Annotated in this window: 17 protein-coding genes; 9 read left to right on the top strand and 8 right to left on the bottom strand. The window is 54.0% G+C overall.

Annotation, left to right across the window (positions count from 1 at the left end; all coding sequences use genetic code 11):
- Positions 1-23: 23 nt before the first annotated feature.
- Genes ulaC through ulaA form a run of 3 tightly spaced genes read right to left on the bottom strand, consistent with a single transcriptional unit; the run spans position 24 to position 2,259 of the window.
- Positions 24-494 (bottom strand): PTS ascorbate transporter subunit IIA, encoded by a 471-nt coding sequence (gene ulaC / locus ACM615_RS21960; protein WP_159281890.1) that lies wholly within the window; start codon positions 492-494, stop codon positions 24-26.
- 10 nt (positions 495-504) lie between these two features.
- The gene (gene ulaB / locus ACM615_RS21955; RefSeq protein WP_013573565.1) at positions 505-813 is read right to left on the bottom strand and encodes a PTS ascorbate transporter subunit IIB; all 309 of its coding nucleotides are present in this window, start codon (positions 811-813) and stop codon (positions 505-507) included.
- 42 nt (positions 814-855) lie between these two features.
- Positions 856-2,259 (bottom strand): PTS ascorbate transporter subunit IIC, encoded by a 1,404-nt coding sequence (ulaA, locus tag ACM615_RS21950; RefSeq protein ID WP_112291912.1) that lies wholly within the window; start codon positions 2,257-2,259, stop codon positions 856-858.
- Positions 2,260-2,673: 414 nt separating this feature from the next.
- Here ulaA and ulaG point away from each other — a divergent pair, with 414 nt between their 5' ends.
- The 9 genes from ulaG (at position 2,674) to glpD (ending at position 11,877) form a co-directional block, all read left to right on the top strand.
- Positions 2,674-3,738 (top strand): L-ascorbate 6-phosphate lactonase, encoded by a 1,065-nt coding sequence (gene ulaG / locus ACM615_RS21945; RefSeq protein WP_431012532.1) that lies wholly within the window; start codon positions 2,674-2,676, stop codon positions 3,736-3,738.
- 228 nt (positions 3,739-3,966) lie between these two features.
- Positions 3,967-4,722, top strand: coding sequence for an HTH-type transcriptional regulator UlaR (gene ulaR / locus ACM615_RS21940; RefSeq protein WP_113877221.1), 756 nt, complete (start codon positions 3,967-3,969; stop codon positions 4,720-4,722).
- 84 nt (positions 4,723-4,806) lie between these two features.
- A complete protein-coding gene (glpE, locus tag ACM615_RS21935) occupies positions 4,807-5,127 on the top strand; it encodes a thiosulfate sulfurtransferase GlpE (RefSeq protein WP_431012531.1) in 321 nt (106 codons plus the stop codon).
- Between the two features lie 187 nt (positions 5,128-5,314).
- Positions 5,315-6,505 carry a trans-sulfuration enzyme family protein gene (locus ACM615_RS21930; RefSeq protein WP_431012530.1) on the top strand — a complete coding sequence of 397 codons (1,191 nt, stop codon included), beginning with the start codon at positions 5,315-5,317 and terminating at the stop codon, positions 6,503-6,505.
- 119 nt (positions 6,506-6,624) lie between these two features.
- Positions 6,625-7,113 (top strand): helix-turn-helix domain-containing protein, encoded by a 489-nt coding sequence (locus tag ACM615_RS21925; protein WP_132967020.1) that lies wholly within the window; start codon positions 6,625-6,627, stop codon positions 7,111-7,113.
- A complete protein-coding gene (locus tag ACM615_RS21920) occupies positions 7,110-8,378 on the top strand; it encodes a type II toxin-antitoxin system HipA family toxin (protein WP_431012529.1) in 1,269 nt (422 codons plus the stop codon). The genes ACM615_RS21925 and ACM615_RS21920 overlap by 4 nt, the downstream gene beginning before the upstream one ends.
- A gap of 108 nt (positions 8,379-8,486) precedes the next feature.
- Entirely contained in the window at positions 8,487-9,320 is an 834-nt protein-coding gene (gene glpG / locus ACM615_RS21915; RefSeq protein ID WP_112291924.1) for a rhomboid family intramembrane serine protease GlpG, read from the top strand.
- Positions 9,321-9,329: 9 nt separating this feature from the next.
- Positions 9,330-10,088, top strand: a complete 759-nt coding sequence (locus tag ACM615_RS21910) for a DeoR/GlpR family transcriptional regulator (RefSeq protein ID WP_112291926.1) — start codon at positions 9,330-9,332, stop codon at positions 10,086-10,088.
- Positions 10,089-10,365: 277 nt separating this feature from the next.
- Positions 10,366-11,877 (top strand): glycerol-3-phosphate dehydrogenase, encoded by a 1,512-nt coding sequence (glpD, locus tag ACM615_RS21905; protein ID WP_112291928.1) that lies wholly within the window; start codon positions 10,366-10,368, stop codon positions 11,875-11,877.
- A gap of 61 nt (positions 11,878-11,938) precedes the next feature.
- Here the strand turns inward: glpD and glgP are convergent, their stop codons facing one another.
- From glgP to glgB, 5 genes are all read right to left on the bottom strand, one after another.
- The gene (glgP, locus tag ACM615_RS21900; RefSeq protein ID WP_113877225.1) at positions 11,939-14,386 is read right to left on the bottom strand and encodes a glycogen phosphorylase; all 2,448 of its coding nucleotides are present in this window, start codon (positions 14,384-14,386) and stop codon (positions 11,939-11,941) included.
- 38 nt (positions 14,387-14,424) lie between these two features.
- Positions 14,425-15,861: a glycogen synthase GlgA gene (gene glgA / locus ACM615_RS21895; RefSeq protein ID WP_112289190.1), complete on the bottom strand. Its 1,437-nt coding sequence runs from the start codon at positions 15,859-15,861 to the stop codon at positions 14,425-14,427.
- A gap of 71 nt (positions 15,862-15,932) precedes the next feature.
- Positions 15,933-17,210 (bottom strand): glucose-1-phosphate adenylyltransferase, encoded by a 1,278-nt coding sequence (glgC, locus tag ACM615_RS21890; protein WP_113877226.1) that lies wholly within the window; start codon positions 17,208-17,210, stop codon positions 15,933-15,935.
- 17 nt (positions 17,211-17,227) lie between these two features.
- Entirely contained in the window at positions 17,228-19,252 is a 2,025-nt protein-coding gene (glgX, locus tag ACM615_RS21885) for a glycogen debranching protein GlgX (RefSeq protein ID WP_431012528.1), read from the bottom strand.
- A complete protein-coding gene (gene glgB / locus ACM615_RS21880; RefSeq protein ID WP_129637681.1) occupies positions 19,252-21,435 on the bottom strand; it encodes a 1,4-alpha-glucan branching protein GlgB in 2,184 nt (727 codons plus the stop codon). The genes glgX and glgB overlap by 1 nt, the downstream gene beginning before the upstream one ends.
- Positions 21,436-21,471: the final 36 nt, after the last annotated feature.

The following is a 21,471-nucleotide window of genomic DNA, read 5'->3' as shown; positions in this document are numbered from 1 at the left end:
TGAATTCCTTCTCTGATAACGAATTAGTGAACCGCCGTGGCGGAGGTCAGGTCGATCAAATCCAGCACCTGTTGCGCGGTGGTGCAGGCGCGCAGGCGGTCAAAATTGGCTTCATCATCAAACAGGTTCACCACCTGCATGATGCCCACTTCCTGATGTGCATTGGCATCCACCGCTGCCAGCGTAATGAGGATATCCACCGGATCGTTATCCTCATGATTGAACACCAGCGGCGTTTTCAGTGTCACCAGCGCAAAACCGGTTTTGAGAACACCCTCTTCCGGGCGGCCATGCGGCATCGCCAGACCCGGCGCAATCACGAAATACGGCCCGAACTGTTTCACGCCATCCAGAATCGCCTGGTAATAACGCGGCTCAACCACACCGGCTTCCACCAGCATATCGACGCCAATTTTCACGGCGTCCTGCCAGGTTTCTGCTTCTGCGTGAAGGCGAATCGAGTTGTTTTCAGCCAGCGAATCTCGCAGTTTCATACATCGCTCCTTACTTTTTCAGGTCAGCGGAAAAGTGCGCGTTAATTACTTCCATCACTTTCGGACCGAAGTCTGCCGCCGACAGCATGTTGCGCACGCCGACCACGTATTTGTTGCCACTGACGGTGATTTCATCCGCCACGTGTGTGGAGGCGACAATAATGTCGGCGCCGCTCAGCTCAGATTTGTATTCCCCCACCGCGCAGCTGTTCATGGTGTGATCCACGCCTTCCTGGGTCAGGAACTGGCCGATTTTCATCTTCATGATCATCGAACTGCCCTGCCCGCAACCGCATACCGCCAGAATTCGTACTGTCATGAGAACCTCTTTGTTTGCTGATACATCATTTATGAGAAGTCATTAGTGAGAAACGGACTGATTAAGTGTTTGTTTTTCAGCATCTTCTTCAGCGCGCAAGGTGCGACCGGCGAAGAACATGTAAAGCAATGCGATGACCGCAATGATCCCCATAAAGGCCATGCCGAGGCTGAAGAAGCCCTGCATCATTGGTGGTGCCAGAATTGACCAGTCGGCCATGCCCATCCAGGCGCTCAGACCGGTGAGTTTAATGGCCCAGACGCAGCCGAAGATTTCGATCATCCCCATCACCAGACAGATTTTTAGCGCCGCACGCCAGCCACCGAAGTGGTTGGCAAACACGCCGATGGTGGCGTTTGAGAAGAACATCGGGATGAAGCCGGGAATGATCATGATGGAAGAGCCCATGCCAAACAGAATGGCGACGGCAATCAGCTGGCCGATGGTGCCCCACATAAAGCCCCAGACCACGGCGTTCGGCGCAAAGCTGTAGATAGCCGCACAGTCGATGGCCAGAACGGCACCGGGAATTAAGCGCTGGGAGATGCCGTTAAAGGCTTCCGTCAACTCAGCGACGAACATGCGCACGCCCTGAATGATGATGAAAATCGCCACCGCAAACATCAGACCGGTTTGCAGGATGTAAATCGTCCAGTGAGTTTTTCCGGCCATCTGTTGCAGGGTATCGAGGCCAAAGGAGCACAGAATAATGCCGAAGAATACGGTCATCACGATGGCCGTAGAGACGATATTGTCGTGGAAGATATTCAGCCAGCCCGGCAATTTAAGGTTTTCAACGCTGTCTTCTTTTTTACCGAGATAGGGCGCGACCTTACAGGCAATCCACGAGGCAAATTGCTGCTGATGACCAATCGAGAAGCCGCTGTTTTCGGTCACGGCCTGCGTCGGTTTGTACATCATGTTCGAGGTGATGCCCCAGTACAATGACACCAGAATTGCGGTTGACCAGATGGTCGTCCACATCGGGTAGCCCATGATGAAGAAGAACACCGCAATCAGCCCCGCCTGCTGAAACATAATGTGGCCGGTCAGCATGATGGTGCGAATGCCGGTAATGCGGCGGAACACCACCATCAGAATATTCAGCGCCAGCGCGATCAGCACCGCGTATCCGACCCAGCTGTAGGCCTCGCCCATGCGCTCAACCGTGGCCATCATCGACGCATAGGTGTCTGATATTGCGCCGTTAATGCCATACACTTCTGAAAGTTTTGCCACCACCGGTTTGAAGGTACCGGTCAGAATGCCGGATCCTGCCTGCAGTAACATAAAGCCGATAATGGTTTTGATGGTGCCCTTGATGATCACCGTCGCACTCTTCCTGAGCAGGATGTAACCGAGCATGGTCACAAGCCCCAACAGCAACGGCGCGTTGGTCATAACCTGATTAAAAAATACGGTGAAGATGGTGTAGAGGAATTCCATAAGACTCTCCGTCTGACCTTGTTTGATCTCTTCAGCACGTTTGTATAGCAAACTCCGCGCTAAACAGTGAGGGACAGATGCACTCTAATGCTCACATCGAATCAGATAAAGATTCATAATGATTATTTGTGAGCAGTCTCGCAAGATATCGTCATGACGTGTCATTGCCACCGCAATGAAAATTCTTATATTTACTATGTATTTCAATACTATAATCATTTTGAAAATAACGGATATCTCGCTAAATCCTTACATCTTCATCCAATCCCATCGCTATTCCCGCTGAGAAACACATCCTGAAAACCATTGTCATGATGAGTTTTCGATGATAACTTTCTCACAAACAAATCACATATAATCATTAAATGATTTATTGTGACTCTATTTCAAAGCCAACTCAGATGAGGGAATACCATGAGCAAAGTAGAAACGATCAGCCGCGAGTCCTGGATCCTCAGCACTTTTCCGGAATGGGGCACCTGGTTAAACGAAGAAATCGAGCAGGAAAAAGTCGCGCCGGGCACCTTCGCCATGTGGTGGCTGGGCTGTACGGGGATCTGGCTGAAGTCTGAGGGCGGCGCCAATATCTGCGTCGATTTATGGTGCGGCGTGGGCAAGCAGAATCACAGCAGTCCGCTGATGAAAACCGGCCACCAGATGCAGCGCATGGCCGGTGTGAAGAAGCTCCAGCCGAATCTGCGCACCACGCCGTTCGTTCTCGATCCCTTTGCGATCAGGGAGATCGACGCGGTGTTGTCCACCCACGATCATAACGATCATATCGATGTGAACGTGGCCGCCGCTGTCATGCAAAACTGTTCTTCTGAAGTCCCGTTCATCGGCCCGCAAACCTGCGTGGATTTGTGGATGAGCTGGGGCGTGCCTGCCAGCCGCTGTATCGTGATGACACCGGGCAAAGTGTTACGGATCAAAGACGTGGAAATTCACGCACTGGATTCCTTCGACCGCACGGTGCTGATTACCCTGCCCGCGGATCAGAAAGCCGCCGGCGTATTGCCGGATATGATGGATCAGCGTGCAGTCAATTATCTGTTCAAAACGCCGGGCGGAAACCTGTATCACAGCGGCGATTCGCACTATTCCAACTACTACGCCAAGCACGGCAACGAGTATCAGATTGACGTGGCGCTCGGCTCTTATGGCGAGAACCCGCGCGGCGTCACCGACAAAATGACCAGCGTGGATATGCTGCGCATGGCGGAATCCCTGAACACCAAAGTCGTTATTCCGTTCCATCACGATATCTGGTCGAATTTCCAGGCCGATCCGCAGGAAATCCGCGTGCTGTGGGAGATGAAAAAAGATCGCCTGAAATACGGCTTCAAACCGTTTATCTGGCAGGTTGGCGGTAAATTCACCTATCCGGATGATAAGGATAATTTCGAATATCATTATCCGCGTGGCTTTGACGACTGCTTTACGACAGAAACCGACCTGCCGTTTAAATCCTTCTTATAAATACCCGTCATACTTCAAGTTGCAGATGCGTTGACTGCGCTCACTCACCCCGGTCACTTAGTTAACTAAGCTCCCGGGGCTTCCTGAGCTTGTCGCCTTGCTGCAACTCGAATTATTTAGGGGATTGATTGAGGTCGATTAATTTGCGCCTTCATAAACAATGCATTTCGCATTACTGCTCGTTTATAATCATGGAATAATCATTTAACGATTTTGCCCGGAGCCACCATGACTGAGCCACAACGCCACAATGCTATTCTCGATCTGCTGCAACGTCAGGGGCAGATTTCCGTCGCTGATGTGATTGATCAGTTTGATATTTCACCCGCTACGGCGCGTCGTGACATCACCAAACTCAACGAACTGGGCAAACTGCGTAAAGTGCGTAACGGTGCGGAAGCCGTGAATCAGCCGCGTCAGAACTGGACGCCGTTGAACATCCATCAGACGCACAATCTCAACGAGAAAATGCGCATCGCCAAAGCGGCTGCCGGACTGTGCCAGCCGGGTGAAAGTGTGGTGATTAACTGCGGGTCGACGGCGTTTTTGCTGGGGCGCGAAATGTGCGGAAAAGATATTCAGGTCATCACCAATTATCTGCCGCTGGCCAATTATCTGATCGAGCAGGAACACGACAGCGTGGTGATCATGGGCGGTCAGTACAATAAAAGTCAGTCAATTACCTTAGCGCCACAGGACGGCGACGCCAGCCTGTATGCCGGGCACTGGATGTTCACCAGTGGCGCAGGACTGACGACTGACGGCCTGTATAAAACCGACATGCTGACGGCGATGGCCGAGCAGAAGATGCTGAATTATGTCGGAAAACTAGCGGCACTGGTCGACAGCAGCAAAATCGGGCAACGTGCTGGTATGCTGTTCAGCCGCACCGAGCAAATCGATGTGCTGATCACCGGCAAAGAAGCCAACAGTGAAATCATCGAACAATTACGCCAGAAAGGTGTGCAGGTGATCCTCGTTTAATGCTTAACCCTGCTTTTCGTCTGGTCTTAGTCGCGCAATTATTGGGTAGAATAGCGGCATAACCTTTTATGAGGCACGACCAGAATGGAACAATTTGAAGCAATCAGCGTTGAACAAGCGCATTCCCGCCTGACCTCAGGCGACGCCGTGATGGTCGATATCCGCGACCCGCAAAGCTTCGGCGCAGCACATGCCCCGGGCGCTTATCACCTGAGCAACGACAGCCTGCCCGCCTTTATTCAGCAGGCCGATGCCAAAACGCCGGTACTGGTGATGTGCTATCACGGCATCAGCAGCCGTGGCGCCGCGCAATTCCTGATTTCTCAGGGTTTCGAGTCGGTGTACAGCGTTGACGGCGGTTTCGAAGCCTGGTCAAAAGCCTTCCCGCAAGATATCGAAGCCTGATCCCACCCTTAATTGCCTCCGGCGCAGGCTATAGCCTTTATAAACCGGGTCTTTATAAACCGGGGCGTTTTAGCCCAGGTCTTTATAACCAGGCTAATGAGTTTGCGCCGAAAATGTTCTTAAGCTGAAAAAGCTACCTTTCTCCAGTGTTGATATAATTTCCGCCTACTATCGACAGGATTCCAAGATGAAACATCTGAACACTTCACGTTCTTTAGGGATGCGTACGCTCGCCGTTCATGGCGGACAGCAGCCTGATGCCCTGACCGGCGCGATTGCGACACCTATCACCGCCGCATCGGCATTTTCGTACCCGGACTTTGACAGCGGCGCACGTCGTTTCAGCGGTGAAGAGCCCGGCTATATTTACAGCCGTTTCGCCAATCCGACGGTGGCCGTTTTCGAACAGAAACTGGCGGCACTCGAAGGCGCAGAAACCGCCGTGGCCTGCGCAAGTGGCATGGCGGCAATCAGCGCCACATTGTTTGCCCTGCTGGTTCCCGGCGATGAAATCATTCATATCGGCACGCTGTACGGCGGCACCGAAGGTGTGGTGCGCAACCTGTTGCCGCGCTATGGCATCAAACCGGTTCACGTCACGAATGTGAAGGAACTGGAAGCGGCATTCACCAAAAATACCAAAGTGGTGCTGGTGGAAACACCGGCTAACCCGGGGCTGGATATCGCCGATCTGGCAGAAATTGCCCGCCTTGCCAAAGCCGCCGGTGCAGTCAGTGTGGCAGATAATACCTTTGCCACGCCGTACCTGACGCGCCCGCTGGAACTGGGCATTGATATCGTTCTGCATTCCGCGACCAAATACATCGGCGGTCATGGCGATGCGACCGGCGGCGTGGTGGCCGGTCCTGCGGCGTTGATCACGCCAATCCGCACCCTCGGCCTGAAACAGTTCGGCGGAAATCTGAGCCCGTTCGAAGCCAGTTTGCTGATCCGCGGCCTGAAAACCTTGCCGCTGCGCGTCGAGGCCAGCTCTCTGAGCGCGCAGGCAGTCGCGGAATTCCTTGACGGGCACAGTGCAGTAGACACCGTGTTTTATCCGGGACTGAAACAGCATCCGGGACACGCTACGGCGTCGAAACAAATGAAATTGTTTGGCGGGATTATGGCCATTGAGCTGAAAGGCGGGCTGAACGCGGCACGAACTTTCCTCGATAAGCTGAGCATCATCACGCAGGCGGTTTCTCTGGGAGACACCGATTCGCTGGCCTGCCATCCGGCGTCTACCACGCACAGCGCCGTCGCGCCGGAAATCCGCCGTCAGAGCGGTATTACCGACGGACTGGTGCGCATCAGTATCGGTATTGAAGACACCGAAGACCTGATTGCGGACCTGCAACAGGCACTGGAAGGGTTGTAAAAGACCCGGAAATCGCGCTGAGCATCACATCTCCTGCATGCTAAAGTGTAATTATTATGGCGATATTGAGCATATATCGCCATAATACTTTCAGTTTACACTTCACATTGGCTGCTACTATGCCCCGTAAAACGTCACCTTTGCTCCCGGCAACTGAATCGCTATTAACTGAATTTGGCGATCGTCTTCGTCTGGCGAGGCTGCGCCGCAAACTGACGGCAGCACAGGTCGCAGAACGCGCAGGTATGGTTCCCATGACATTGCGCAATCTTGAACGCGGCAACACAGGCGTCACTCTCGGTGCGTGTCTGGCGGTAATGCAGGTTCTGGGCGTAGAACAAGATCTCAATTTGTTGCTCAAAGATGATCCGTTCGGCCGCCAGTTACAGGACGCCACATTAATTCCCCGTAAACCCATCTCACGCAATTCCCGTTCAAAACGGACGCCTTCATCTGCGCCCTCAGAGAGTCCTCCTTTAAAATCTGAGGAAACGGATACCGAAAGTGACTGGGCCAGGGATGATTTTTTAAGTGCCGGTTCATTAGCGTCACTGCTTCAGGAGGGTGAAGATACCGGTAAAAAAACCCCTAAAAGGACGAAGAAATGACGGTAAGGATTGCCGTATATGCCGACTGGAACCCCCTCCTTGCAGCTTTGCGCATCGGTTATCTCAATGTGCATCAGGCCGCAGGTCGTGAAATTTTTGCCTTTGAATATGATCAGGCTGCGCTGGAGCATCCTGATTTTGCCAATCTTCAGCTTGATCCACGGATAGGTTTATTCACTGGCCCCCAATATCCGGCACAAGGGCAGGATATTTTTGGTGCCTTCGCGGATACCAGTCCGGATCGCTGGGGACGGTTGTTGATGAAAAGACGGCTGGAACGGGAAAAACGCGCAGGCGTGGCCCCTGCAACTCAACGTCTGCATGAATCTGATTGCCTGCTGGGCGTTCATGACAATTTTCGTATCGGCGCGCTGCGGTTTCGGCTCAATGATGAAGGCAATTTTCTGGATGACCGTCATGATGTCGCGGCTCCTCCTTTCATTCAGATTCGCGAACTCGAAGCCGCCAGCCGGGCGCTGGAAAAGGACAGTGAAAATCAGGATGCCGCGGGTGATGAATGGTTACGTTTACTGATTGCACCGGGCGGATCGCTTGGCGGCGCCCGACCGAAAGCCAGCGTCAGCGCACCAGATGGTCATCTTTGGATAGCAAAATTCCCCAGCATTAATGACGAATATGATATCGGCGCCTGGGAACTGGTGGTCAGTACGCTGGCAAAAGCTTGTGGTCTGAATGTGCCTGAAAGCCTTGCCCGCCGCTATGCCAATCCTCACCACTGTTTTTTAGTGAAGCGTTTTGACCGGACGGCAGAGGGCCAGCGTAAACATTTTGCCTCGGCCATGACACTGACCGGCCACCAGGATGGCGATGACGCCTCTTCCGGTGTCAGCTACCTTGAGCTGGCAGCGGTACTTATTAATCAGGGCGCACAACCCAATCAGGATTTACGCGAACTCTGGTCGCGCATCGTTTTCAACTTACTGGTATCCAATACCGACGATCATCTGCGTAATCACGGCTTTCTGCTGGAACCGGGAAAAGGATGGCGTCTTGCACCGGCCTACGACATGAATCCGGTGGCACAAAGCACAGGACTGAAACTGAATATCAGCGAATCTGATAATGCGATGGATCTCGATTTAGCGCTTTCCGTCGCGCCAGTTTTTCGCATTTCAGACAGCGATGCGCAGGATATCATCTGGCGCTGCCGGCAAATCGTCAGGCAGTGGCCAACAATTGCCAGCAAAATTGGCCTCTCTGCACGCGAGCAAAGTGCGATGTCGTCAGCATTTAGGTTAGCATGACACTGTTAACCAGACGCCTGCTGACAGATAATCGGGCGATACCGTTATCGCCTGTCTACATAACAATGAATTACCGCAGTCAAACAATTAGGGAAACCGCTTAACGCTATGGTGCGCATTCTAAATCTGAACAATCCCCGCCTCGCTCAGGCGTTTGTCGATTACATGGCAACGCAGGGTTTTACACTGACCATAAAACTTGAAAGTCAGGAAGTTCAGCTCTGGCTGGAAGACGAATCCCGTCTGGAAGAGGCCGAAAAACAGGTCGCGTTGTTTGTCCGCGATCCGCTGCACCCGCGTTATCAGGAAGCCAGCTGGAAAACCGGAAAAGCGCAGCCGCATTTAAAAATGTCGCACACTCCGTTTCTTAAAAGTCTGCGCTCCCGCGCGGGTCCGCTGACCATCGGCATGATTGTGTTATGTCTGGCGGTGTTTATCCTGCAACAAATGGTGGGTGACGAATTAGTGATGAGCTGGCTGGCGTGGCCGGACAGTTCGCGCGTCTTCCAGGTGTGGCGCTGGTTCACGCCTGCCCTGATGAATTTCTCGTTTATCGCGTTACTGATTAACCTCGCCTGGTGGTGGTATCTGGCCAGCCAGATTGAGATGCATCTGGGCAGCGGAAAATTATTCACTGTCACACTGATTTCTGCCTTAATCAGCGGCTGGGGCCAGTCGATGGTCAGCGGCGTCTGGTTTGGCGGACTGTCGGGCGTGGTGTATGCGCTGATGGGTTACGCCTGGCTGACCGGGCAACTGAAACCGGAAAGCCGCTTGTACGTGCCCGGCGGATTGCTGGTTATTTCTCTGATCTTTATGTTCATCGGTTATGCCACAGGTGGCGCAGCCGTGGCTAATGCCGCACACGCCTTTGGCCTGGGTCTGGGTCTGGTGATGGCATTTGTTGATACGCGCACTCCGCGCAACAAAAAAAGTAAGTAGGGGCTCCGGGTGAAACAAACACAACGCCATGATGCGATTATCGATTTAGTCCGCCAGCAGGGTTATGTCAGTACCGAAGAGCTGGTGGAGCATTTTGCAGTCAGCCCGCAAACTATTCGCCGTGATCTCAATGACCTGGCCGAACAGAATAAAATTCACCGTCACCACGGCGGTGCGGCATTACCGTCGAGTTCCGTGAATGCGGCGTATAACGACCGTAAAGTGATGTGGTCAGAAGCGAAAGCGCGGATTGCCGCGCGCGTTGCCAGCCAGATCCCCGACGGTTCGACTTTATTTATCGATATCGGCACCACGCCGGAAGCCGTGGCACATGCGCTGCTGAATCATAAAGACCTGCGTATCGTCACCAATAATCTGAATGTCGCCACGCTGTACAGTGCGAAAGATGACTGCCGTCTGTTCCTTGCCGGCGGCGAAGTTCGCGCCCGTGATGGCGGGATCATGGGTGAAGCGACGCTCGATTTCATCTCTCAGTTCCGCCTCGATTACGGCATTCTCGGCATCAGCGGCATTGATATGGACGGCTCATTGCTCGAATTCGATTATCACGAAGCGCGAACCAAACGTGCGATTATCGAAAATTCACGCTGCGTCATGCTGGTCACTGACCATTCTAAATTTGGCCGTAACGCCATGGTAAACCTCGGTAAAATGGATTTAATTCACTACATGTTTACCGACAAACAGCCGCCGGACAGCGTAAAAAGCATTATCGATAAATACGACGTTCATCTCGAACTCTGCTGATTGTTGTTTTTTGAGGAGCGCGAATGCCGTGCTCCTGGTTTTCTTCTCCCTCCTCTTTTCTCTTTCAAACGAACAATTTCGAAAAATTCCACGCCTCACCGCGTTCGGTTTCGTACCCTCTTTGCCTTTATGCTCGAAACCGACACAAAAATGTTACCTTCATCACGCATAATTGTTTTTATTTGGTTAACGCTTGGCTTGTTTGTCGATTCTCGATTACAATCATGAGCGAAAACGAACATAAAAGAGCTATTGCGAACATCTGGAGGAAGATGACGTGGAAACCAAAGACTTGATCGTAATTGGTGGCGGTATTAATGGTACCGGCATCGCAGTAGATGCAGCTGGCCGCGGGCTGTCTGTTCTGCTGCTTGAAGCGCAAGACTTGGCCTGCGCGACCTCTTCGGCCAGTTCGAAACTGATCCACGGTGGCCTGCGCTATCTGGAACATTACGAATTCCGTCTGGTCAGCGAAGCGCTGGCTGAACGTGAAGTGCTGTTGAAAATGGCGCCGCATATTGCTTTCCCGATGCGTTTCCGTTTACCGCATCAGCCGCATTTGCGTCCGGCCTGGATGATCCGCGCCGGACTGTTCCTGTACGACCATCTGGGCAAACGCACCAGCCTGCCGGCCAGTAAGGGCCTGAAATTCGGCAGTGAATCCGTGCTGAAACCCGAACTGACCAAAGGTTTTGAATATTCAGACTGCTGGGTGGATGACGCGCGTTTAGTGGTCGTCAACGCTCAGGAAGTGGAAGAGCGTGGCGGCGAAGTCCGTACCCGCACCCGGGTGACCCGCGCATGGCGTGAAGACGGCATGTGGATGGTGGAAGCCGAAGATATCGACACCGGCAAAACCTATACCTGGCGTGCCAAAGGTCTGGTGAATGCTACCGGTCCGTGGGTAAAACACTTCTTCGACGACGGCCTGAAGCTGAAATCGCCTTACGGTATTCGTCTGATCAAAGGCAGCCATATTGTGGTGCCACGTGCGCACAATCAGCCGCAGGCTTACATTCTGCAAAACGAAGATCACCGTATTGTGTTTGTGATCCCGTGGATGGATGAATTCTCGATCATCGGCACCACCGACGTGGAATATCACGGCGATCCGAAAGACGTGAAAATCGACGATAAAGAAATCGGTTATCTGCTGAAAGTGTATAACGACCACTTTAAGAAACAGCTGACCACCGAAGACATCGTCTGGACTTATTCCGGCGTGCGTCCGCTGTGTGATGACGAATCTGATTCACCGCAAGCCGTGACCCGCGATTACACGCTCGACGTTCACGATCAGGACGGCAAAGCGCCGCTGCTTTCTGTATTTGGCGGCAAGCTGACCACCTACCGTAAACTGGCGGAACACGCGCTGGAAAAACTGGTGAAGTACTATCCGAAAGCCGGTCCGGCGTGGACCAAAACGGCCGTATTGCCGGGCGGGAAACTGAACGGCGACCGTGATACCTACAGCGCCAATTTGCGTACCCGCTTCAAATGGTTACCGGAATCACTGGCACGCCGGTATGCACGGACTTACGGCAGCCAGACGGAGCTGTTCCTGAATGACGCGACCAGCCTGGAATCGCTGGGCGAAGATTTCGGTCACGGATTCTACGAAGCGGAACTGCGTTATCTGGTGGAAAAAGAGTGGGTTTCACAGCTTGATGATGCTATCTGGCGTCGTACAAAACTCGGTATGTGGCTGGATAAAACTCAGCAACAACGCGTCGCCGAATGGCTGGAAACACACAAACAGCAGAAGAAACATTTGTCGCTGGCATCTTGAATTAGTTAGCTCCTCCCCCTGCGAAGGGTGAGGAGCTGAAAGTCCCACCTCTATTCCCGCTCTACAACTTCACCGGCTTGATATTCCAGATCTCATCGGCGTATTCCTGAATGGTACGATCCGAAGAGAAATAGCCCATGTTGGCGATGTTATGCAACGTGCGGCGCGTCCACTCTTCCGGCAGTTTATACAGCTCATCGACTTTATCCTGCGTATCGACATAACTGCGGTAATCCGCCAGCACCTGATAGTGATCACCGAGATTGACCAGCGTATCGAACAGGTTGGTGTAGCGCTTCGGCTCGGTCGGGCTGAAGACACCGGTGGCGATTTGCGTCAGCACCTGATGCAGTTCAGCGTCCTGCTCGAAATAGGTATGCGGGTTGTAACCTTTCTGGCGCAGTTCCTCGACCTGCGGCGTGGTGTTGCCGAAGATAAAGATATTGTCCTCACCCACATGTTCGAGCATTTCGACGTTGGCGCCGTCCAGCGTACCGATAGTCAGCGCGCCGTTCAGGGCAAATTTCATGTTACTGGTACCAGACGCTTCAGTACCCGCCAGCGAGATCTGCTCGGAAAGGTCGGCCGCCGGAATGATCAGCTGTGCCAGACTGACGCTGTAGTTAGGGATGAAGACGATCTTCAGTTTGTTGCCGATACGCGGATCACTGTTGATCACCGTCGCCACGTCGTTGATCAGCCGGATGATCTGTTTGGCGGCGTAATAGGCCGATGCCGCTTTACCGGCGAAAATCACCGTGCGTGGTACCCACCCGGCGTCCGGCTCTTCCAGAATACGGTTATAACGGGTGATGACGTGCAGCACGTTCATCAGCTGACGTTTGTATTCATGGATGCGTTTGATCTGCACGTCGAACAGGCTTTTCGGATCCACCACAATGTTCAGTTTCTGGGCGATATACAGCGCCAGCCGCTTTTTATTGTCCAGCTTGGCCTTGCGGATCGCCTGCAGGAAACTCAGGTAATCCAGATTCTGTTTCAGTTCCGCCAGCTGGCTGAGATCAGAACGCCAGGTCTGGCCGATGGCGTCATCAATCACCGCCGACAGCGGTTTGTTGGCCAGTGCCAGCCAGCGGCGCGGCGTCACGCCATTGGTTTTATTGCAGAAACGATCCGGATAAACGCGGGCAAAATCAGCAAACAGCGACTGCACCATCAGCTCGGAATGCAGCTCCGACACGCCGTTGACTTTGTGGCTGGCGATGACCGCAAGCCATGCCATCCGCACTTTGCGGCCATTCCCTTCATCGATTATCGAAACGCGTGACAGCAGGCCGTTATCGTTGGGAATTTTCTCCGCCACTTCTTTGAGGAAGTGATCGTTAATCTGGAAAATAATCTCCAGATGACGCGGCAGGATCTTGCCGATCATGTCTACCGGCCAGGTTTCCAGCGCTTCGCTCATCAGCGTGTGGTTGGTGTAAGAGAACACACGACACACCGTCTCCCACGCGTCTTTCCATTCGAATTTATGCTCATCGATAAGCAGACGCATCAGCTCAGGGATCGACAGCACCGGGTGCGTGTCATTGAGGTGAATAGCAATTTTATCGGCCAGATTGTCGTAAGTATGGTGCGTGGTGTAATGGCGGTTGAGGATGTCCTGCACGGTCGCCGACACCAGGAAATATTCCTGGCGTAACCGCAGCTCGCGGCCGGAATAGGTCGAGTCATCGGGATACAGAACGCGCGACACGTTTTCGGAATGGTTTTTATCTTCCACCGCCGCAAAGTAATCGCCCTGATTAAATTTACCCAGATTGATTTCGTTACTGGCCTGCGCGCCCCACAACCGCAGGGTATTGGTGGCATCAGTGTCATAACCCGGAATCACCTGATCGTAGGCGCAGGCGATGACTTCTTCGGTTTCCAGCCAGCGGGTTTTGACGCCCTCGTGCTGCACACGTCCGCCAAAACGCACTTTATAGCGGGTGTTATAACGCTGGAATTCCCACGGATTTCCGTATTCCAGCCAGTAATCTGGCGCTTCTTTTTGCTCACCGTTGATGATGCTTTGCGCGAACATGCCATATTCGTAGCGGATACCGTAACCGCGTCCCGGCAGCGCCAGCGTGGCCAGCGAATCGAGGAAGCACGCCGCCAGCCGTCCGAGGCCGCCGTTGCCTAAACCCGGGTCATTTTCTTCGCCGATCAGTTCTTCGAGATCAAAGCCCATTTCATCGAGCGCGCTTTTCAGATCGTCGTAAATCCCCATCGCCAGCAACGCATTGGAAAGGGTTCGTCCAATCAGAAACTCCATCGACAGGTAATAAACCTGCCGGACGTCCTGTGAAGTTTGCGCACGGTTAGAACGCAGCCAGCGTTCCACCATACGATCGCGAACCGCAAACAGCGTGGCGTTCAGCCAGTCATGTTGCGTCGCAATGGACGGATCTTTGCCGATAATAAACATCAGTTTATAAGCAATCGAATGCTTTAGCGCTTCGACACTGACTGTCGGTGAGTTGTAATTAAACGGTGAAGTCATAACGTTACATTCCCGATCAAGTTAGCTGCGTTCAGGGGTCAGGACATCAGGCGGTTATACAGGGTGAGATATTCCTGTGCAGCCACCTTCCAGCCAAAATCAATACCCATGGCGTGTTGTTGTACGTGTCGCCAGTGCTTAGGACGGCTCCACAAAACAAATGCGCGGCGGATCGCATTTCCGAGCGATTTCCCCGTTGCTTCTTCAAACACAAAACCACTGGCAGTTCCGTCGGCCAGATTTTCCAGCGCACAATCGACCACCGTGTCGGCCAGCCCGCCGGTACGACGTACCAGCGGCAAGGTGCCGTATTTGAGTCCGTAAAGTTGGGTTAATCCGCACGGCTCGAAACGGCTCGGCACCATGATGACGTCTGCGCCGCCGATGATGCGGTGGGAAAACGCTTCGTGATAACCGAGCTGCACGCCGACCTGCCCCGGATTGTCCGCCGCTGCCGCCAGGAATGCCTGTTGCAACACTGCGTCACCCGCGCCTAACAGCGCCAGCTGTCCGCCGCGTTCGAGTAAATCCGGCAAGGCTTCAAGCACCAGATCCAGTCCTTTCTGGCTGGTCAGGCGGCTGACGACCGCAAACACCAGACGCGAATCATCCACATCCAGCCCCATCGCCCGTTGCAGATAGGCTTTGTTGACCGCTTTGGATCGCAAATCATCAGCGTCGTAACGCGCCGACAGCAGCACGTCGTCGCGCGGCTGCCAGATGGCTTCATCAACGCCGTTAAGAATACCAGTCAGGCGCCCCTGCATTTCACGCTCCAGCAGCAGCGATTCCATGCCGTAACCAAACTCCGGCCGGGTAATTTCTTTGGCGTAGGTCGGGCTGACAGTGGTCACGTGATCGGAATAGAACAGACCGGCTTTCAGGAAAGAAATCTGGCCGTAGAATTCCAGCCCGTGCATCTGGAAGAATTCGCGCGGGATATAAAGTTCATCGAGATGATGCGCGAAGAACAGCCCCTGAAACGCCAGATTATGCACCGTAAACACGGTACGTACCGGCGCGTTTCGGGCGCGGATATAGGCGGAACACAGCCCGGCGTGCCAGTCGTGAGAATGGACGATATCCGGCTTCCAGTGCGGGTCAAAATTCAGTGCCAGCTCGCAGGCCATCCAGCTCAGCAACGCAAAGCGCAGATGGTTATCCGGGTAGGCAAAAGACGATTGATCGTGATACGGGCTGCCGGGACGATCGTACAAACCGGGCACATCAATCACATAAATACCCACGCCATCAAAGTAACCCAGTGAAAGGGTGACATGCCCGGCAAAGGTCGCCAGCGTGCCGATGACCTGCGTTTCTCCCAGTCCTTTTTTGACATCAGGAAAACCTGGAATGAGCACGCGGACATCTGCGCCCTCCGCAATCTGAGCGGCGGGCAGTGCACCGGCGACGTCAGCAAGGCCGCCCGTTTTTAACAGCGGAAACAGCTCGGAACAAACATGTAAAACCTGCATTCGCGCTCCTGATTATCCCGGTCATCCCGGCAATACCGGGATGACGAAAAGTCGTGCTTTCTAATATCTGTTTATAGTTTCGCCAGCATCGCGCGCGTGACCAGCACCACGCCGCCTTCGGAACGATAGAACCGGCGGCTGTCTTCATCCGCGTTCTCGCCAATCACCATGCCTTCGGGGATCTGACAGGCGCGGTCGATGACGCATTTACGTAAGCGGCATGAACGCCCCACGTTCACATCCGGCAAAATAATCGTCGAATCAATGTTGCAGAAAGAGTTAACGCGTACCCGCGGGAACAGCACCGAATGCACCACCACTGAACCGGAGACAATCACGCCGCCAGCCACCAGCGAGTTCATGGTCATGCCGTGGCTGCCTGAGCGATCCTGCACAAATTTGGCCGGTGGTAATGGCTCCATGTGCGTGCGGATCGGCCAGTCGCGATCGTACATATCCAGCTCCGGCGTGACTGACGCCAGATCCAGATTAGCGCGCCAGTAGGCATCGAGCGTGCCGACATCACGCCAGTACGGCGGCGCGTCATCGTTTTGCGTTACGCAGGAAAGTCCGAACGGATGCGCACGGGCAACGCCCTGACGGGTCAGTTTCGGGATCAGGTCTTTGCCGAAATCATGGCTGGATTCCTCACTGGCCATGTCTTCTTCGAGCATACGAAACAGATAGTCCGCATTAAAAATGTAGATGCCCATGCTCGCCAGCGCCATATCGGGATTGCCGGGCATCGCTGGCGGGTCTTTCGGTTTTTCGACGAAACTGGTGATGTGATAATCCTCAGTGACGCCGATAACACCAAACTCGCTGGCCTCAGCTCGGGGCACTTCCAGGCAGGCGACGGTACATTCACCGCCCTTCTGCACGTGGTCGATCAGCATCCGCGAGTAGTCCATTTTGTAGATATGATCGCCCGCCAGGATCACCACAAATTCGGCGTTATAGCGGCGGATAATATCCAGATTCTGATACACCGCATCGGCGGTGCCTTTGTACCAGTGCTCGGTGCTGTGGCGTTGCTGCGCGGGCAGTAAATCCACGAACTCGTTCATTTCTTCATTGAAGAAAGACCATCCGCGCTGAATATGCTGAACCAACGTATGCGACTGATATTGCGTAATGACACCGATGCGGCGAATGCCGGAGTTCAGGCAATTCGACAGGGCAAAATCAATGATGCGGAATTTCCCGCCAAAGTGGACGGCGGGTTTTGCCCGGGTTGCGGTCAAATCTTTCAGTCTTGAACCACGTCCCCCGGCAAGGATTAACGCCACGGATTTCAGCGGCAACTGTCGTGCCAGCATGACCGGGTCCCGGTTGTCTAATGTCGCCATATCTGACTCCTTTGTTTTTATAATGACCGGCTCTGTGGAGTAAAATCTTGTAGGACACAGAGGGTTTTTGCTGCTGCCCGCCATTGCGAGCCTTCCATGACACGCCGGGGTTCCTCATCAAAAAGCACGCTGTTGAACGGCGCAACCGGCTGCCAGTTTCCCGGCGGCAGTTGCAAATCAACCTCGTGCAGCGAAGCATTGACGATAAGCAACCAGCGCTGAGACAGACAGATTTGCAGCCATTGCTGCGGCCCCTGTTCCCAGTCGCCGGGGCTCATCGGTTGCCCCTGTTGATTCAGCCATTGCACATCTTCACTGCCTTCCTGCCACCAGCGGTTTTGCGTCAGTGCCGGAATTTTCCGGCGCAGGGCAATCAGCGCAGAGGTATAGGCCGTCAGGCTTTCATCGGCATTTTCCCAGTCGAGCCAGGTCAGAGGATTGTCCTGACAATAGGCGTTGTTGTTGCCCGACTGGCTGTTACCCTGCTCGTCACCGGCCAGCAACATCGGCGTGCCCTGTGACAGAAACAGCGTCGCCAGCAAAGCACGCTGACTGAGACGGCGCTGTTGCAGAACTTGTGCAGACGCCTCCAGCCCTTCTTCGCCGTGGTTTTGGCTGAAATTTTCGTTGTGGCCGTCGCGGTTTTCTTCACCGTTAGCCTGGTTGTGTTTCTGGTTAAAACTCACGAGATCGCGCAGCGTGAAACCGTCGTGTGCCGTCAGCATATTTACGCTGGCCCAGGGTTCGCGCTGTGCGGGATTGAATTTGTCGGCAGAGGCCGCCAGACGTCCGGCAAACTGGCCGAGAGAAAGATCGCCGTGCAGCCAGAACTGACGCATATCGTCGCGCCAGATATCGCTCCATTCCGCAAACGGCGGCGGGAAATTGCCGAGCTGATAGCCGCCGGTGCCGATATCCCAGGGCTCTGCAATCAGTTTGACCTGCGAGAGAACGGCATCCTGCTTAATGGCGTTGAACAGCGGTGATTGCGCACTGAACTCCGGCGTTCTGCCAAGAACGGTGGCTAAATCAAAACGGAAACCATCGACGTGACACTCACGCACCCAGTAATTCAGACAGTCGAGAGTCCAGGCGATGACTTCATCGTCCATCAGGCGCAGCGTGTTGCCACAGCCGGTCATGTTGTTGTCGGAACCGTCTTCGTTAAGCCAGTAATAACTGGCATTGTCGATGCCGCGAAACGAGATAAAGGGTCCGTCAATATCCAGTTCAGCGCTGTGGTTGAACACCACGTCAAGGATCACTTCGATACCGGCCTGATGCAGGGCTTTAACCGCCGATTTAAACTCATTCAGCGCTGACACACCGCCCTGCCCGCTGGCATAACGCGGATCCACAGCGCACGGCGCCAGCACGTTGTAGCCCCAGTAATTACTCAGCCCCAGTTTTTGCAAACGCGGCTCATCGGCATGGTGTTGCACCGGCAAAAGTTCTATCGCCGTCACGCCCAGATGCTGTAAATATTCGAGCATGACCGGATGCGCCAGTCCGGCATAGGTGCCGCGAACCGCCGCCGGAATACGTGGGTGCTGACGGGTCAGACCGCGTACATGCGCCTCGTAAATCACCGTTTCGCCCCAGGGTTTTGCGGGCGGTTTATCATCGCCCCAGTCGAAATTCCCGGCGACGACGACAGATTTCGGCGCGACCACGGCGCTGTCTTTATCGTCCGGTGCGTCAGTGCCGCCGGTAAAGCGCACATTGTCATGCAGCACACCGTCAACGGCCCGTGCACTGGGATCAATCAGCACTTTTTTCGGGTTAAAACGATGGCCATTTTTCGGGTCAAACGGCCCGTAAACGCGGTAACCGTAACGCTGTCCGGCTTTGGCGTCGGGCAGAAAACCGTGCCACAGATTGCCGGTGTGCCCCGGTAAAGGCAGATGCTGCTCGCTGCCGGTCTCATCAAAAAGACATAATTCCACTTTCTCCGCATGCGCGGAGTACAGGCAAAAATTGACGCCGTTATCTCTGAGATGCGCGCCAAAAGGCGCGGGCTGACCAGCCGCGAGCTGTTTCATTACGCCTCCCTTCGCAAATAGACCGTCGCCAGCGGCGGGATCGTTACGCTGATGGAATGTTCACGCTGATGATGACCGGTGTTTTCGCTGTAAACGTCGCAGCCGTTGCCGACATTGCTGCCACGGTAGAAATGCGAATCGGTGTTAAGAATTTCACGGTAACGGCCAGGGCGGCTAATGCCGATGCGATAGTGCTCACGTGGCACCGGCGTGAAATTGCTGATAACGATGATTTCACCGCCGTTTTCATCGCGACGCGCGAAGGCGAAAATAGAGTTTTCATGGTCATCAACCACCAGCCATTCAAAGCCACGCGGGTTGTAATCCAGTTCATACAGCGGTGCGTTGGCCTGATACGTCAGGTTCAGGTCGCGCACCAGATGCTGCACGCCGCTGTGCCAGCCGGTCGCGTCGTCCAGCAGATGCCAGTCGAGGCTGGCGTCGAAATTCCACTCGCGCCCCTGCGCAAATTCACCGCCCATAAACAGCAGTTTTTTGCCCGGATGTGCCCACATAAAGCCGTAATAAGCGCGCAGGTTGGCAAACTTCTGCCAGACGTCGCCGGGCATTTTATCCAGCAGGGATTTTTTACCGTGTACCACTTCATCGTGCGAAAGCGGCAGCATGAAGTTCTCGCTGTAGGCGTAAAGTACGCCGAACGTCATGAGATTGTGGTGGTATTTGCGGTGAACCGGATCGAGCTGCATATACGTCAGCGAGTCGTGCATCCAGCCCAGATTCCATTTGTAGTGGAAGCCCAGTCCGTTCGCGTCCGGCGGCATGGTGACGCCCGGATAATCAGTCGATTCTTCGGCCAGCGTCACTGCGCCGCCGAGTTCCTTGCCAATCGTATGGTTGGTGTATTTCAGGAAAGAAATGGCTTCGAGGTTTTCGCGGCCACCGTAATAATTGGGGATCCACTCGCCCGCTTTACGGCTGTAATCGCGGTAAATCATCGACGCCACGGCATCTACGCGCAGACCGTCAATGCCGAAGCGTTCAATCCAGTAAAAACCATTACCTGCCAGATAGTTACGGACTTCGTGGCGGCCATAGTTATAAATCAGCGTGTTCCAGTCCTGATGATAACCTTCACGCGGATCGGCATATTCGTACAGCGCGGTGCCGTCGAACTGGGCCAGCCCGTAGGTATCGCTCGGGAAATGCCCCGGCACCCAGTCGAGGATCACATTCAGACCGGCGTTGTGCGCGGCATCGATAAAGGCTTTGAACTCCATCGGCGTGCCGAAACGACGGGTCGGCGCGTACATACCCAGCGGCTGATAACCCCAGCTACCGTCGAACGGATGCTCGTTGACCGGCATCAGTTCGATATGCGTGAAGCCCATCCATTTGGCATAGGACACTAACTGCTCGGCCAGCTCGCCATAGCTGAGCCAGAAATTATCATCGGTATGACGACGCCAGGAACCCAGATGCACTTCATAGACAGAAACGGGCTGATTCAGCGCATTCGCTTTCTTTCTGCTTTCTGAATGCGGCACAACATCCGGTAATTTACGCACGCACGAGGCGGTGTCCGGACGCATCTGCGCCTCAAAGGCATAAGGATCGGCACGCAGACTGACATTGCCACGGCAGTCGATAATTTCGAATTTATACAGCTGACCTTCGCGGACGGCAGGAATGAATAATTCCCAGATGCCGTTTTCACGGCGCTGACGCATCGGGTGACGGCGGCCATCCCAGAAGTTGAATTCACCCACCACGGAAATCCGCGTGGCGTTCGGTGCCCAGACCGCGAAACTGACGCCTTCGACATCGTCCAGCGTTTGCGGATGCGCACCGAGTTTCTCATACGGCCGCAGATGCGTACCTTCTGCCAGCAGCCAGATATCCAGCTCCTGCAACAACGTGCCGAACCGGTACGGGTCGTCAATCACATGGCGATCCTCGCCCCAGCGGACTTCCAGCTTGTAACGGAACGCATTTTTACGACGTGGGATCAGGCCGACAAAGAAACCGCGCTCGTCATAACGGCGCAGTTCTGCCACCTGCTTGCCTTTTTCTACATCAATAACCCAGACCTGATCGGCATCCGGCAACAGGGCACGTACTTCCAGCCCGGCAGCGACAGAATGCATTCCCAAAAGAGAAAAAGGATCAGCGTAGTGGCCAGATATAATTTGATTAATGACGTGCTGATCGGGAAGTACAGACATGCATTTCGTCCTATGATTAATTAAATCAATAAATCA

It is taken from the genome of Rahnella sp. PAMC25617, assembly GCF_050606005.1.
GTDB lineage: Bacteria > Pseudomonadota > Gammaproteobacteria > Enterobacterales > Enterobacteriaceae > Rahnella > Rahnella variigena.
The sequence above is the reverse complement of the archived record's forward strand: the minus strand, read 5'-3'. Positions and strand labels throughout refer to the sequence as shown.

What these genes read in the sequence shown, in the direction of transcription:
- ulaC (WP_159281890.1), bottom strand. Translation starts at nt 494, where the DNA reads ATGAAACTGCGAGATTCGCTGGCTGAAAACAACTCGATTCGCCTTCAC.
- ulaB (WP_013573565.1), bottom strand. Translation starts at nt 813, where the DNA reads ATGACAGTACGAATTCTGGCGGTATGCGGTTGCGGGCAGGGCAGTTCG.
- ulaA (WP_112291912.1), bottom strand. Translation starts at nt 2,259, where the DNA reads ATGGAATTCCTCTACACCATCTTCACCGTATTTTTTAATCAGGTTATG.
- ulaG (WP_431012532.1), top strand. Translation starts at nt 2,674, where the DNA reads ATGAGCAAAGTAGAAACGATCAGCCGCGAGTCCTGGATCCTCAGCACT.
- ulaR (WP_113877221.1), top strand. Translation starts at nt 3,967, where the DNA reads ATGACTGAGCCACAACGCCACAATGCTATTCTCGATCTGCTGCAACGT.
- glpE (WP_431012531.1), top strand. Translation starts at nt 4,807, where the DNA reads ATGGAACAATTTGAAGCAATCAGCGTTGAACAAGCGCATTCCCGCCTG.
- ACM615_RS21930 (WP_431012530.1), top strand. Translation starts at nt 5,315, where the DNA reads ATGAAACATCTGAACACTTCACGTTCTTTAGGGATGCGTACGCTCGCC.
- ACM615_RS21925 (WP_132967020.1), top strand. Translation starts at nt 6,625, where the DNA reads ATGCCCCGTAAAACGTCACCTTTGCTCCCGGCAACTGAATCGCTATTA.
- ACM615_RS21920 (WP_431012529.1), top strand. Translation starts at nt 7,110, where the DNA reads ATGACGGTAAGGATTGCCGTATATGCCGACTGGAACCCCCTCCTTGCA.
- glpG (WP_112291924.1), top strand. Translation starts at nt 8,487, where the DNA reads ATGGTGCGCATTCTAAATCTGAACAATCCCCGCCTCGCTCAGGCGTTT.
- glgP (WP_113877225.1), bottom strand. Translation starts at nt 14,386, where the DNA reads ATGACTTCACCGTTTAATTACAACTCACCGACAGTCAGTGTCGAAGCG.
- glgA (WP_112289190.1), bottom strand. Translation starts at nt 15,861, where the DNA reads ATGCAGGTTTTACATGTTTGTTCCGAGCTGTTTCCGCTGTTAAAAACG.
- glgC (WP_113877226.1), bottom strand. Translation starts at nt 17,210, where the DNA reads ATGGCGACATTAGACAACCGGGACCCGGTCATGCTGGCACGACAGTTG.
- glgX (WP_431012528.1), bottom strand. Translation starts at nt 19,252, where the DNA reads ATGAAACAGCTCGCGGCTGGTCAGCCCGCGCCTTTTGGCGCGCATCTC.
- glgB (WP_129637681.1), bottom strand. Translation starts at nt 21,435, where the DNA reads ATGTCTGTACTTCCCGATCAGCACGTCATTAATCAAATTATATCTGGC.